At 59.5% G+C, this 13,223-nt stretch carries 9 protein-coding genes; all 9 read left to right on the forward strand.

Annotated elements, in window-relative coordinates:
• Positions 1-33: 33 nt before the first annotated feature.
• The 9 genes from BS300_RS16790 to BS300_RS16830 all read left to right on the forward strand — a co-directional run bounded on the left by BS300_RS16790 (position 34) and on the right by BS300_RS16830 (position 13,213).
• Positions 34-459 (forward strand): MSHA biogenesis protein MshP, encoded by a 426-nt coding sequence (locus BS300_RS16790; protein WP_083593519.1) that lies wholly within the window; start codon positions 34-36, stop codon positions 457-459.
• Complete coding sequence (locus BS300_RS16795) at positions 459-4,148, forward strand: DUF6701 domain-containing protein (RefSeq protein ID WP_071914114.1); 3,690 nt, start codon at positions 459-461, stop codon at positions 4,146-4,148. Before BS300_RS16790 ends, BS300_RS16795 begins: the two co-directional genes overlap by 1 nt.
• A 204-nt stretch (positions 4,149-4,352) precedes the next feature.
• On the forward strand, positions 4,353-5,393 hold the full coding sequence (locus BS300_RS16800; RefSeq protein WP_005340051.1) for a rod shape-determining protein: 1,041 nt from the start codon (positions 4,353-4,355) through the stop codon (positions 5,391-5,393).
• Positions 5,394-5,435: 42 nt separating this feature from the next.
• On the forward strand, positions 5,436-6,332 hold the full coding sequence (gene mreC, locus BS300_RS16805) for a rod shape-determining protein MreC (RefSeq protein ID WP_033112549.1): 897 nt from the start codon (positions 5,436-5,438) through the stop codon (positions 6,330-6,332).
• Positions 6,332-6,817, forward strand: coding sequence for a rod shape-determining protein MreD (gene mreD / locus BS300_RS16810; RefSeq protein ID WP_033112548.1), 486 nt, complete (start codon positions 6,332-6,334; stop codon positions 6,815-6,817). Before mreC ends, mreD begins: the two co-directional genes overlap by 1 nt.
• Before the next feature lie 2 nt (positions 6,818-6,819).
• A complete protein-coding gene (locus tag BS300_RS16815; RefSeq protein WP_033112547.1) occupies positions 6,820-7,407 on the forward strand; it encodes a Maf family protein in 588 nt (195 codons plus the stop codon).
• Positions 7,408-7,500: 93 nt separating this feature from the next.
• The gene (gene rng, locus BS300_RS16820; protein WP_005340056.1) at positions 7,501-8,970 is read left to right on the forward strand and encodes a ribonuclease G; all 1,470 of its coding nucleotides are present in this window, start codon (positions 7,501-7,503) and stop codon (positions 8,968-8,970) included.
• Positions 8,971-12,867, forward strand: coding sequence for a YhdP family protein (locus BS300_RS16825; RefSeq protein ID WP_071914116.1), 3,897 nt, complete (start codon positions 8,971-8,973; stop codon positions 12,865-12,867).
• Between the two features lie 25 nt (positions 12,868-12,892).
• Complete coding sequence (locus BS300_RS16830) at positions 12,893-13,213, forward strand: Dabb family protein (protein ID WP_071914118.1); 321 nt, start codon at positions 12,893-12,895, stop codon at positions 13,211-13,213.
• Positions 13,214-13,223: the final 10 nt, after the last annotated feature.

Here is a 13,223-nt window from a genome sequence, read left to right on the forward strand (position 1 = left end):
CGCCCGCCCAGAGCTATACAGGGGAGCGCCCTGATGATCGCGCTCTTCGTCATTGTGGTCATGGCACTGCTGGCTGCGGCCATGGGCCGTTTTCTGGTCGACAGCGGCGAGAAAAATACCGTGGAGGTGCGCAGTGTGCGGGCCCTGCTGGCGGCACAGAGTGGGCTGGAAGTGGCGCTCTATCGGTTGTTTCCCAATCGTACTCTCGCCCAGCCGGCTCCTCCCGCGTTGTGCCCGGCAACCACTTCAGTCAACTTTACCGCCAACCCCGGGCTTGCGGGGTGTCAGGCTGTGGTGCGTTGCGGCAGTGTGCCGGTAACTTACAACGGAACCGTGACCAACGGCTATAGACTGGAGAGTGTTGGTACATGCGGAACAAGTGACCTCACCTCGGATAGCCCTGATTTTATGGTGAGCAGAACCGTGATGGTGGAAGCTTTTGATGGAGGTACACCCTGATGCGCAAGGTTTGGTTGATGCTGGTCTTCTGGATATTCAGTAGCGCGGCCGGGGCGTTTCAGACTATCAACAACTCAACCTATTTTCCTGCGGTTGTGCAAGGACATGGTGGGGCTGGTAATGGTTGGTGTGGCTGGTGGGGAAATAATTATTCCACTTTAACCATGAATAACAGCGCCAAGATAACCGGAACTGGAGGTAGCTCTCTCAACTTCTGCTATTCCAATCAAGGTTCCGGCATGCCCACTGATAGCTGTGATAATGCCAATGGCAGCAGAAGATTATGCACTATTGCAACTAATACTATTCAAGGCCTTTCTACAAATGGCGCGAATTCCTTTCTAACCGGTAATGGCAGCAGTGGCGGCATCTCTTTTTGCACTGCCGGGCAAAGTATCAACCTGGGTAGTGCGAGCCAGTACCAGTTTTCCAATCTATCTCTCTATAACAGTTGTACCGTCACCTTCTCCTCTGCCCGTAGCGATTACCGGATCCAGAAACTGGAAGCGGGTAGCGGCGCCAAGCTGGTGCTGCCAAGCGGGGATTACTGGATCGATCAGCTGATCCTCAATCAGGGGGCCGAGATCGAGATACAGGGTGATGTGCGGATCTTCGTCAATCAGTCTGCACAGCTCAATGGCGCCGTTTTGAATCGCTCCAGCATGGGGTCCTTGCTGCTTTTCGGTTATCAGGACATCACGCTCAACAGCGATACTTTGCTCAATGGCTATGTCTATTCAGATGCTTCTCTGGTGATGAACAACACCTCGGTCATCAATGGACGTGCCACCAGCCGCTCCCTGACCATGGCCAGTAGCAGCGCCATTAATGATCAGGCGTTTACCCCGTCACTGACCTGCTTTAGCGATAACTTCTCGTCCGGTACCCTGAGCAGCGACTGGGTGGTGAAAACCAGCAGCGGCTCCTTCACTCCCTCAATTGTCAGTGGTCGCTTGCGTATCACTCAGGCTGTAGGCAATCAGGCTACCTCGACGACCTATCAGCGCCTATTTCCTGCTGCGAGCAATCTGGTGACTATCTCCTTTAACCACTATGCATACGGCGGCAACGGGGCTGATGGGATGGCGGTAGTGCTATCCGATGCGACAGTGACACCGCAGCCTGGAGCATTTGGTGGTCCGCTTGGCTATGGTTTCAAGCCAGGTATCTCCGGCTTTGCCGGAGGTTGGTTGGGGATTGGCTTCGACGAGTTCGGTAACTATTCGGGCGAGGGCGGCACGACCAACGTCGGGCAGCGGCGACAGTCGGTCGCCATTAGGGGCTCTGGTTCCGGAACCAGTGGTTACAACTATCTCAGAGGCGCCTGCAACAATGGGACAACCAACACCTTCAGTAACTGTCTGAGCCCGACGGTTGATGGCAATGGCGGTTCCAATCACAAGTACCAGCTCACAATCGATTCCCGCATTACCGGGCAGTCGTTGGTCAAAGTGGAACGGGATACCGGTAGCGGTTACGTCACACTGATCGACTGGTTCAATGCCCAGAGCCTGAGCGGTCAATCTCAGGTGCCCAATGATTTCCTGCTTTCCCTTACAGGCTCCACAGGTGGATCGACGAATATACACGAGCTCGATAACGTTCAGATTTGTGCTTTGCGCTCCAATCCCGTCGGTGTGCAGATTGACCACTTCGAGCTCTATCACTCAGGTCAGGCACTGACCTGCAATCCTGAAACTGTGACGATCAAGGCGTGCGCCAATCCAGCTTGTACCACGCTAATCACAGACCCGGTGACCGCGACTCTGAGTCTTACTCCCACTTCTGCCAGCAATGGTTGGATAGGTGGCAATACGGTTACTTTTACCGGCGGCACGACAACGGTGCAACTGCGCAACAATACGGCCAGTTCGGTGACCATAGGGGTATCCGGCTCTTCGCCAACGACCAAGCCTTTCAGTACCACACTCTGTAAAGCGGGTAGCGGTACACTCAGCTCGGCGGCCTGCACTCTGAGTTTTGCCGACAGCGGCTTCTTCTTCGATGTGCCTGATACCTATTCCAATCAGCCACAGACGGTCACCATCAAGGCGGTCAAAAAAAGCGATGTGACCAAGCAGTGCGTGCCGGGCTTTGCCAGTCAGACCAAGAGCGTCAAGTTCTGGAGCAGCTATATCACCCCTGCCAATAACCCCTATAACAGCCAGATGAGCGTCAACGGCAGTACGATTGGTGCCAGTCAGGGCGCTGCAACCCCCCTCTCTCTCGCTTTTGATGCTCAGGGGCAATCTTCCATAACGGTCGCGTATCCCGATGCCGGTCAGGTGCAGCTGGATGCCCGCTATGACGGTAGTGGCAATGAAGCCGGCCTGATCATGACAGGATCGGATCAGTTTGTGGCTCGGCCGGTGGGGCTCTGTATCACCAGCTCCAGTGGTAGCTGTTCCGGCAATTACGCAAGCTGCCCGGTTTTCCGAAAGACGGGGGCGACTTTCCCGATCCAGATCCAGGCTATGGCCTGGGAGTCAGGTAGTGACAACGATCTCTGTACGGGGAATCAGGCCACTCCCAACTTTGTCCTGAATGGTATTGCCCTTGGCACTACCCTGGTTGCGCCAACACCTGGTACCAATGCCACGGTAGGAACCGCAACCTATAACCATGCGGCGGCAACCAACAGTATCAACACCGTCAACCAGACGGTGAACGAGGTTGGGGTATTCAGCATGACGGCAACCCCGCCAGCCAATGGTTACTTCGGTTATACCATCCCTTCAGCCCAGAGCGCGCCACTGGGGCGTTTTGTGCCGACCGACTTCAATCTGGTCAGTGGCGACATAATGCCGGCCTGCAACGTCTTCTCCTACATGGGGCAACCTTTTGGGGTGACGCTGGATGTGCGGGCTCGCAACCAGTCCGGGGGACAGACCCAGAACTATACTGGCGCCTTCGCCAAGGGCAGTGCCTATATTTCCGTCGCCAACAACAAGGACGGCAAATCTCTGGCGAGCCGGCTGACCAGCCTTGCTTCGCTGCCATGGGCCAACGGTAAGGCGGTGTTGAATAACGGCACCACGTCGTTGGCTCGTCTTTCTGATACCCAGCCGGATGGTCCCTATAAGTCGCTGCTGTTCGGCCTCTATATGAACGACAACGACGGCGGCAATACCTTGATCGCTACGCCTGACTTCAACGATGCAGTAGTTGGCAATTGTAGCGGGGCTGCTTGCAATGCAAGATTGATCGATAGCGTGCCAATGCAGGCCTATTTTGGGCGCTTGTTTGCCGGTACTCAGGCCGGTTTGGCGTCGGCAGATTTGGCGGTGCCGTTGCAGATGCAATATTACGAAGCGGGCAACTGGGTGTTAAACAAGCTGGATCAGTGCACTCAGCTATCCCTTGCTGGTCAGGGGATTGCGTTCCTCAATCCAAGTCACTCGTTTGATGCGGCAAGCAGTAGTCTGAATCTGGGTGTGGGGTTACCCATCAAGCTGGGGCTGGGCAGCACACCTCCCGGTGCTATGTCGGGTATGGCAAAAGATGGCGAGATCCTGTTCCAGTTTGCCAGACCCGGGATCGCAGTACGTATTCCCTACAAGGTGGACCTGGCGAAGCAACCCTCATCACCGCTCTGGCTCTCTGATCCGCTGACCCTGCAAGGGGAGGCTATCTTCGGTTCGACCCGCGGTAATGACAGAATTATCTATCGCCGTGAAATATTGCGTTGAAGTGCCACAACAGGGGGTGAGAAGCATCTTCTCCCCCCCACACCCTGTTTATGAGGGCTGGCAAGCCTGAGCAAGTGAGTAATGACTCGCACTTTTGTCGCGCTTGATTGATTGGCGACAGTTTGAGCGCTTGCCCATTGGGGTGGGCATTGGTAAAGTTAGCCGGTTTTCTGCACCTCCAAATTCTTAGGATTTCCCGTAGCCATGTTCAAAAAGCTCAGAGGCGTCTTTTCCAACGATCTGTCGATCGATTTGGGAACTGCCAACACCCTGATCTATGTAAAAGATCAAGGGATCGTCCTTAACGAACCCTCAGTTGTCGCCATTCGCCAAGAGCGCGGGAACGCCAAATCGGTCGCTGCTGTCGGTCATGCCGCCAAGCAGATGCTGGGCCGTACCCCGGGCAACATCTCCGCGATCCGCCCGATGAAAGACGGCGTGATTGCCGATTTTTACGTGACCGAGAAGATGCTGCAGCACTTCATCAAGCAGGTTCACGACAACAACTATTTCCGCCCCAGCCCACGTGTGCTGGTGTGTGTACCGTGTGGCTCCACTCAGGTTGAGCGTCGCGCCATCAAGGAATCCGCTCTGGGTGCCGGTGCCCGCGAGGTTTACCTGATCGACGAGCCTATGGCCGCTGCCATCGGTGCCGGCTTGCCGGTCTCCGAAGCGACCGGTTCCATGGTGGTTGATATCGGTGGTGGTACTACCGAAGTGGCCATCATCTCCCTGAACGGTGTGGTTTACTCCCAGTCTGTCCGTATCGGTGGCGACAAGTTTGACGAAGCGATCATCAGCTACGTCCGTCGCAACTACGGCAGCCTGATCGGTGAAGCTACTGCCGAGCGCATCAAGCACGAGATCGGTTCCGCCTACCCGGGCGAAGAGGTGCGCGAGATCGAAGTCCGTGGTCGCAACCTGGCTGAAGGTGTACCGCGCAGCTTTACCCTCAACTCCAACGAGATCCTGGAAGCGCTGCAAGAGCCGCTGTCCGGTATCGTGGCTGCCGTGATGGTGGCGCTGGAGCAGTCTCCGCCGGAACTGGCCTCCGACATCTCCGAGCGTGGCATGGTGCTGACCGGTGGTGGTGCGCTGCTGAAAGATATCGACCGTCTGCTGATGGAAGAGACCGGTATCCCTGTCGTCGTTGCCGAAGATCCCCTCACCTGTGTGGCCCGTGGCGGCGGCAAGGCGCTGGAGCTGATCGATATGCACGGTGGCGATCTGTTCCACTACGAATAAGACCCAAAGCCGGCCAGCGTGCCGGCTCTTTTTTGACGACCCATGAAACCCATTTTTGGTAGAGGCCCTTCGCTTCAGTTACGGTTGTTTCTCGCCGTCATCATCTCCATTGCTGCCATCGTCGCGGATTCCCGCTTCGGTGTGTTCAGCCACGTCCGCGTCTACCTCAGTTCGTTAGTCAGTCCGTTGCAGTACATGGCCAATGCGCCCGGCACCCTGCTCGACACCATGTCGACCCAGGTGCAGACCCGCGCCGATCTCATCGAGCAGACCAAGCAGCAAGAGCAACAACTGTTCACCCTGCGCGCCCGCCTGCTCAAAATGGATCAGCTGGAGCACGAGAACCAGCGGCTGCGCGAGTTGCTCGGTTCGCCGGTACACAAAGAGTCCCGCAAGATGGTGGCCGAGCTGCTGTCGGTGGACTCCGACCCCTTCAGCCATCAGGTGCTGATCAACAAGGGGGCACTGGATGGCGTCTACAACGGTCAGGCAGTGATCAACGATCAGGGCGTGATTGGTCAGGTGCTCCATGTTGGCTCCACCACCAGTCGCGTGCTGCTGATCACCGATTCCAGCCACGGCATTCCGGTGCGGGTGCTGCGCAACGATTTGCGCGCCATCGCTTCCGGCAGTGGCGAACTCGACAAGCTGGAGCTGCGCAACCTGCCGCGCAACACCGATATTCAGGTGGGTGATCTGCTGGTCACCTCTGGTCTTGGTGGACGCTTCCCGGAAGGTTATCCGGTGGCGACCGTGACCCGCTCCGAATATGTGGAGGGTAAGCCCTTCGCCCAGATCGAGGCCAAACCGTTGGTCGAGCTGGATCGGTTGCGCTATCTGCTGCTGCTGTGGACCGACAAGAAGCCCGAGGTAAATGACAAGGATGGCGAACGCCCGGCCCCCGCTGCCGCTGCGTCCGCCGCAGGAGCCACTCGCTGATGCTGCAACCCGCCAGTGGCAGGATCTGGATCTGGATCTCGATCCTGCTGGCTTTAAGCCTGTCGATCCTGCCGCTTCCCTTTGAATTTGATCCATTCCGTCCGGACTGGCTGGCCATGGTGCTCATCTACTGGGCACTGGCGTTGCCGCACCGGACCAACGTCGGTACCGCCTGGGTGGCCGGTCTGCTGCTGGATGTGCTGCTTGGCAGCACCCTCGGCGTGCGCGCCATGGCGATGGCCATCACCACCTATCTGGCGGCCTTCCAGTTCCAGAAGATCCGCAACTTCTCCCTCTGGCAGCAGGCGCTGATCATCGGCTGCCTCTCGCTGGTGGGCAAACTGACGGTCTTCTGGGCCGAGCACCTGTTTAGCCGGGCCAGCCTCAACTTCGCCTACTTTTGGTCGACGTTGACGACGATGCTAATATGGCCCTGGGTGTTTCTGGTGTTGCGCAAAGTGCGGCGCCGCTTCAATATCAGGTAAATATGAGCAAAAACAACGAACTGCAACTCTATCTTGCGTCGGGTTCTCCCCGTCGTCGCGAACTGCTGACCCAGCTTGGTTACCGTTTCGAGGTGTTGAAACTCGATGTGCCCGAGCAGCGGGAAGAGGGCGAAAAGGCGCAGGATTATGTCTGCCGTCTCGCCCGCGACAAGGCGATGGCCGGTGTGGCCATCGCGCCTGACGCATTGCCGGTGCTGGGCGCCGACACCATAGTGGTGCTGGGCGACAGAGTGCTGGAGAAACCCTCCGATCTGCTCGATGCCAAAGACATGCTGGAGGCGCTCTCCGGCAAGGTGCATCAGGTGATGACGGCGGTGGCGCTGGCCAGCAAGGATCGTTGTGACGTGCGACTGGTCACCACCAACGTGGCATTTCGCAAGCTGGACGAGGCCGAAATCGAGGCCTACTGGCAGACCGGTGAGCCCTGTGACAAGGCCGGGGCCTACGGCATTCAGGGTATTGCTGGCAAGTTCGTCAGCCGTATCGAGGGGAGCTACAGCGCCGTGGTCGGCCTGCCCCTGCTGGAAACGGATCTGCTGATCAAGCATCATCTGGAACAGCTCAGGTAATTTCCCGTCAGCTGTGCTGCTGCGTTCGTCCTTGCGCGCGTTGTACCGGATTGGCTGTATAAGAATTCAAAACTGGAACAGGCAAGGTTACTTATGTCGGTAGAACTGCTGGTTAACGTTACCCCCTCCGAAACCCGGGTCGCTCTGGTCGAAAACGGTCTGCTGCAGGAAGTGCACGTAGAGCGTCAGGCCAAGCGCGGCATTGTCGGCAACATCTACAAAGGCAAGATCAGCCGGGTACTCCCGGGCATGCAGGCGGCCTTCGTCGATATCGGCATGGACAAGGCGGCCTTTTTGCATGCCTCCGATATCGTCCCCCACACCGAGTGTGTGGCGGTGAAGGAGAAGGAGCAGTTCCAGGTCGGCAACATCGCCGAGCTGGTGCGTCAGGGGCAGGACATCATGGTGCAGGTGGTGAAAGATCCGCTGGGCACCAAGGGGGCCCGTCTCACCACCGACATCACCCTGCCATCCCGCTATCTGGTCTTTATGCCGGGCAGTGCCCACGTCGGCGTCTCCCAGCGTATCGAGTCCGAAGCCGAGCGCGAGCGTCTCAAGCGTACCGTGGCCGGTTATGTGGATGAGCTGGGTGGCTACATCATCCGCACCGCCGCCGAAGGGGTGGGGGAGCAGGAGCTGGAGCAAGATGCAGCATTCCTGAAACGGCTGTGGCGCAAGATCCTCGAGCGCAAGCAGAAGTATCCTCCCTGCAAGATCCTCTATGAGGATCCCAGTCTGGCGTTCCGGGTGGTACGCGACTTTGTCGGTGCCGAGCTCGACAAGATCCGCGTTGACTCCCGCCAGAGCTTCGATCAGCTCAAGCGCTTCACCGAGGAGTACGTGCCGGAGCTGGCCAGCAAGCTGGAGTACTACCCCGGCGAGTCGCCCATCTTCGATCTCTACGATGTGGAGAACGAGATCCAGCGGGCGCTGGAGCGCAAGGTGGAGCTGAAATCCGGCGGCTACCTCATCATCGACCAGACCGAAGCCATGACCACGGTGGATATCAACACCGGCGCCTTTGTCGGCCATCGCAATCTGGAAGAGACCATCTTCAACACCAACGTCGAGGCGACGGCGGCCATCGCCCGTCACCTGCGCCTGCGCAACCTCGGTGGCATCATCATCATCGACTTCATCGACATGCAGTCCGAGGATCACCGCCGCCGGGTACTGCACAGTCTGGAGCAGGCGCTGTCGAAGGACCGCGCCAAAACCAACGTCAACGGCTTCTCCCAGCTCGGTCTGGTGGAGATGACCCGCAAGCGCACCCGCGAGAGTCTGGAGCATGTGCTCTGCTCCGAGTGTCCCGAGTGCAAGGGGCGGGGCCGGGTCAAGACGGTGGAGTCGGTCTGCTTCGAGATCCTGCGGGAGATCATCCGGGTCAATCGCGCCTACGATGCGGATCAGTTCACCGTCTACGCCGCGCCTGCGGTGGCCGATTACCTCCATGGCGAGGAGTCCCACAGTCTGGCGGAGCTGGAAGTATTCATCGGCAAGCAGGTGCGGGTGGTGAGCGAACCCCTCTGTGGTCAGGAGCAGTTCGACGTGGTGATGATGTAATTGGTCTATCGCTGGCTGAGTCGGGGCTGGTTGGCCCTGGGGGTTCTGTTCGTACTGCTGGCCATGCTGGTCACGTTGGTACGGGTCGGAGGCCCTTTGCTGAATCAGTACCGGGAGAGCCTTATCAACTCTCTGCTCGGCGATTCGCAAATCAAGGTCAGCGTTGATCAGATTGGGCTGAGCTGGACACAGTCCGGCCCGGCCCTCGAGCTGCAACAGCTCGCCGTCGCCCCCGACTCCAGGCGCTATACCATCAAGCTCGGCAAGGCCTGGGTTCATCTCGACTTCTGGCGCACCCTCAACCAGCTCAAGCCGGTCTTTGGCGAGCTGATCCTGAGCGATGGCGATATCACCCTCGATTTCAGTCAGCCGGCTGACGACAGCCCATCCGGTGATCCCCAGCAGGGTGCCCTGCTGCGCTTTCTGCTGACCCAGCTCTCCACCTTCGATGTGCACGATACCCGCCTCAGCATCACCACGGCGCTCGGCGACATGCGGGCGCTCGATATCGCCCATCTGCGCTGGCAGAACCGTGGCAAGCGCCATCAGGGGGTCGGCAAGGCCTATCTCATCAACGGGGTGGGCGAGAGCACCCTCGACCTAATCCTCGATGTTGAAGCACCGGAAGCGCGTCTCGATCGCCTCAAGGGGCAGCTCTATCTTGGCGCCAACCGCCTCGATATCAGCCCCATGCTGGCGCGGATCCACGCTGGCGAGCCGACCATCACCGGCCTGCTCGACTTTCAGCTCTGGAGCGATTTCGCCAACGGTCAGCTGGGCAATACCCTGCTGGCATTCGGATCCAACTACCTGATATGGAAGGATCCCAAGAACGGGGATATGCACCGTTTCGGCCTCGATGGCGGCAAGATCCAGCTACGCCGGGACGGCACCGACTGGCAACTGGCGAGCCACAACGTCACCTTCAAGCTGGACGGCAAACCCTGGTTGCAGAGCCGCTTGCAGCTGGAGCGGATCGGGGATCGGGTGCAGGGCTATCTGCCCAGCATAGAGTTCGACAAGATCACCCAGATGAGTCAGCTGGTCTCGGCGCTCTACCCGACGCTCTGCGAGACCCTCCGCCAGACCAATCCGCAGGGCTCGGTGCAGGATCTCACCCTGCTGGCCAACGCCAATTGGCAGGATCTCTCCCTCAGCGGTCGCTTCAGCAAGGTGCGCCTCAAGGCGTGGCAGGATGTACCCGGGATGCAGGATCTCAACGGCGAGTTCTGGCTGACCCCAACGGGAGGCAGTGCCAGACTGGCGCTGGCCAAAGACACGCTGGATCCGGCCCGCCACTTCAAGGAGCCGATCCCGGTTGATAATTTCTCGGCCCGTCTCGACTGGTGGCGCGAGACACAAGGCTGGGTGATCTACGGGCAGGATATCGCGCTGGATAACCCGGATCTGACCCTGGCCAGCCGCTTTCGCCTCGAGCTGTTCGAGCACCCTTTCCTCGCGCTGACCGGCCGTATCGATGTCAAGAATGCGGGTCATGCCTATCGCTACTTCCCGCTGCAGGTGATGGACAAGGAGCTGGTTGATTACCTGAGTGGTGCCATCAAGGGCGGCAGGGCCAGGGGGGCCGACCTGCTCTGGTATGGCGAGTTCAGGGATTTCCCCTACGAGAAGGGTGAGGGCATCTTCCAGGTCGCGGTGCCGCTGGAGCAGGCCACCTACGAATTCTTCCCCGGTTGGCAACCACTTACCGACCTGCAGATCGATCTCTTGTTCCAGAATGCCAGCCTCGATATGCGCAGCCGCTCTACCAAACTGGGCAAGGCGAGCTCCGATTCGGTGCATGCCTGGATCCCCGATCTCGCACCGGGTGGCCATCTTTACGTGGATGCGCAGGTACAGGGGGAGGGCAAGGCCATCAGCGACTATCTGCAGGACTCCCCGTTGGGCAGTTCGGTGGGGCAGGCGCTGGAGGAGATCGAGGTGCGTGGCCCGCTCAAGGGGGCGCTCAAGCTCGATATCCCCCTCGACGGCGAGAGCGAGGTGAAGGCGAGCGGCGATGCCACCTTCAACAACAACAAGGTGCGGGTCGCCAGTCTGGATCTGCCGCTGGAGAAGGTGCAGGGGCGGCTCGAATATGACAACGAGCAGACCCGCTTCAGCAACCTCAAGGCGACCCTGTGGAATCAGCCGCTCACTCTCAACTATCAGGGGCGCCAGCATCCTGACCGCTATCAGGTCGACCTCGATTTCAAAGGCCAGTGGGATAGCCGGCGCCAGCCCGCTGCCATCTCCTCATACGGCATCCTCAACGGCCGCAGCAACTGGGGCGGCAAGCTGGGGCTGACCTTGCCCGATGACAAGCCGTTCAGCTTCCAGCTGGGCCTCGACTCCACCTTGCAGGGGATGGCGCTCGATCTCCCTTCGCCACTGGCCAAGAGCAGTGGCAGCCGCCTGCCGCTCACCGTGATCGCTCGTGGCCGAGATGGCAGTGCCGATATTCGTGCCGTGCTGGGGGCGGATGTCGATATGCAGACCAGATTGGTTTACGGCGAAGGTGTGCCCTATCTGAGCCGGGTGCGGATCGATGTGGGTCAGCCGGGCGCGCGGGTACTGCGCGATGTCCCCATGCTGCTCGCCATCAACCAGCAGGAGGCTGATGTCGGCGGCTGGCTGGCCCGACTCAAGCAGTGGCTGCCCTCCGGCAATGTGCCGACCGGCACTGCTGTGGTTGGCCCCTCTTTCCTGCCGCAGGAGTGGTGGGTGGATGGCCGGCTGGCGCGAGCGAATATCGGCAGCGCCACCATCAAGGCGACTCACTTCACGGTGGGGCCGGTCAATCAGGCGACCGAGGTGATGCTCGACAGTCCCGATGTGATGGGGGTGATCCGCATTCCTGTGGTGGCCAACCGCCCGGTCGACGCCAAGTTTGCCCGTATCTACTGGTCCGGCAAAAGCGAAGAGTTGAGCCCGGATCCCGACGCCAAACAGGATAACGCCATCATGGCCTCCATCCCCTGGTTGAAGGTGAGCTGCGTCGATTGCCGTTTTGGCGAGTTGCCGCTTGGCGAAGTGAAAGGCGAGCTGCTGCCGGGGGCCAACAAGGTGACCCTCAAAGATCTGGATATCCGGCTGGCGGGCAGCCAACTCACCGGCAGCGTCGACTGGCTGGCCGATGGCAACCGGATGGAGACCCGCGCCCGTGGCAAGCTGACCAGCAAGAACAGCGAGCTGCTGCTCAAGCGGCTCGGCTACACCTCGCCCATCGGTGATGCGCCCGGCTCCCTCGCCTTTGATCTCAACTGGCAGGATGTGCCCTACCGCCCGAACCTGCCAACCCTGGGGGGCAGTGCCAACTATCAGCTGGAAGGCGGCACCCTGCGCGAGGTTAACGACAAAGGCGCGCGGCTGCTCTCCCTGCTCAGCCTCGATTCCTTGCTGCGCAAGTTGCGCCTCGATTTTCGCGATGTGTTCGACAAGGGCTTCTATTTCGAATCCATGTCTGCCTCTGCCAAGATCAAGCAGGGGGTGGTGGATAATCAGGACTTCTTCATGAAAGGGGCCGCCGGCAATTTGCGCGGCGAGGGGATTGCCGATCTGGTGCGCTGGCGGCTCGATTACGAGCTGAGCTTCTCCCCCAATCTGGGGGGCACGCTGCCGGTGGTAGCCGCCTTCTCCATCACGCCGGTGACCGGTCTTTATGTGCTGGCCCTCTCCAAGCTGCTGGAGCCGGTGGTGGATGTGGTGACCCGCATCGATTTTCGCATCTCGGGCCCGCTCGACGATCCCAAGCTGATCGAAGCTGGCCGGGATCGCGCTCGCATCAAGCTCAACCAGCAGCAGAAAGAGGCGGTCGATGCCGTGGCGCCCAAGCTGCCTGCGGCCAAGAGCACTCCCTTTCTGCTGAATCCGCAACCGGGTAGCCCGAACCAGCCCTGACCTGCACCATCACAAGGAGTGAGCCATGATCCGACATATCCTGCTGATCGCCTTCAAACAAGGCACCTTGCCTGACCAGATCGAGGCTGTGCGAGCCGCCTTTCTGGCCATTCCCCATCAGGTCAGCGGCGTCACCGCCGTCGAGTGGGGCCGTGATGACAGCCCGGAGGGGCGGGCCGAGGGGTTTACCCACAGCGTGCTGATGACCTTCGCCGATGAAGCGGCCCGCCAGCGCTATCTGCCCCACCCGGATCATGATGCTCTCAAGGCCATCTTCCGCCCGGTGCTGGAACGTATCATTGTGCTGGATTACACCCTGCAACCCGGGGATGCGGTCTGCATCTGAATGTTGCAAC

The organism is Aeromonas sp. SCS5 (assembly GCF_001887375.1).
GTDB classification, from domain to species: domain Bacteria; phylum Pseudomonadota; class Gammaproteobacteria; order Enterobacterales; family Aeromonadaceae; genus Aeromonas; species Aeromonas jandaei.

Coding starts and splice junctions, on each gene's coding strand:
- mreC (WP_033112549.1), top strand. CDS start 5,436: ATGAAACCCATTTTTGGTAGAGGCCCTTCGCTTCAGTTACGGTTGTTT.
- BS300_RS16830 (WP_071914118.1), top strand. CDS start 12,893: ATGATCCGACATATCCTGCTGATCGCCTTCAAACAAGGCACCTTGCCT.
- rng (WP_005340056.1), top strand. CDS start 7,501: ATGTCGGTAGAACTGCTGGTTAACGTTACCCCCTCCGAAACCCGGGTC.
- BS300_RS16800 (WP_005340051.1), top strand. CDS start 4,353: ATGTTCAAAAAGCTCAGAGGCGTCTTTTCCAACGATCTGTCGATCGAT.
- BS300_RS16790 (WP_083593519.1), top strand. CDS start 34: ATGATCGCGCTCTTCGTCATTGTGGTCATGGCACTGCTGGCTGCGGCC.
- BS300_RS16815 (WP_033112547.1), top strand. CDS start 6,820: ATGAGCAAAAACAACGAACTGCAACTCTATCTTGCGTCGGGTTCTCCC.
- BS300_RS16795 (WP_071914114.1), top strand. CDS start 459: ATGCGCAAGGTTTGGTTGATGCTGGTCTTCTGGATATTCAGTAGCGCG.
- mreD (WP_033112548.1), top strand. CDS start 6,332: ATGCTGCAACCCGCCAGTGGCAGGATCTGGATCTGGATCTCGATCCTG.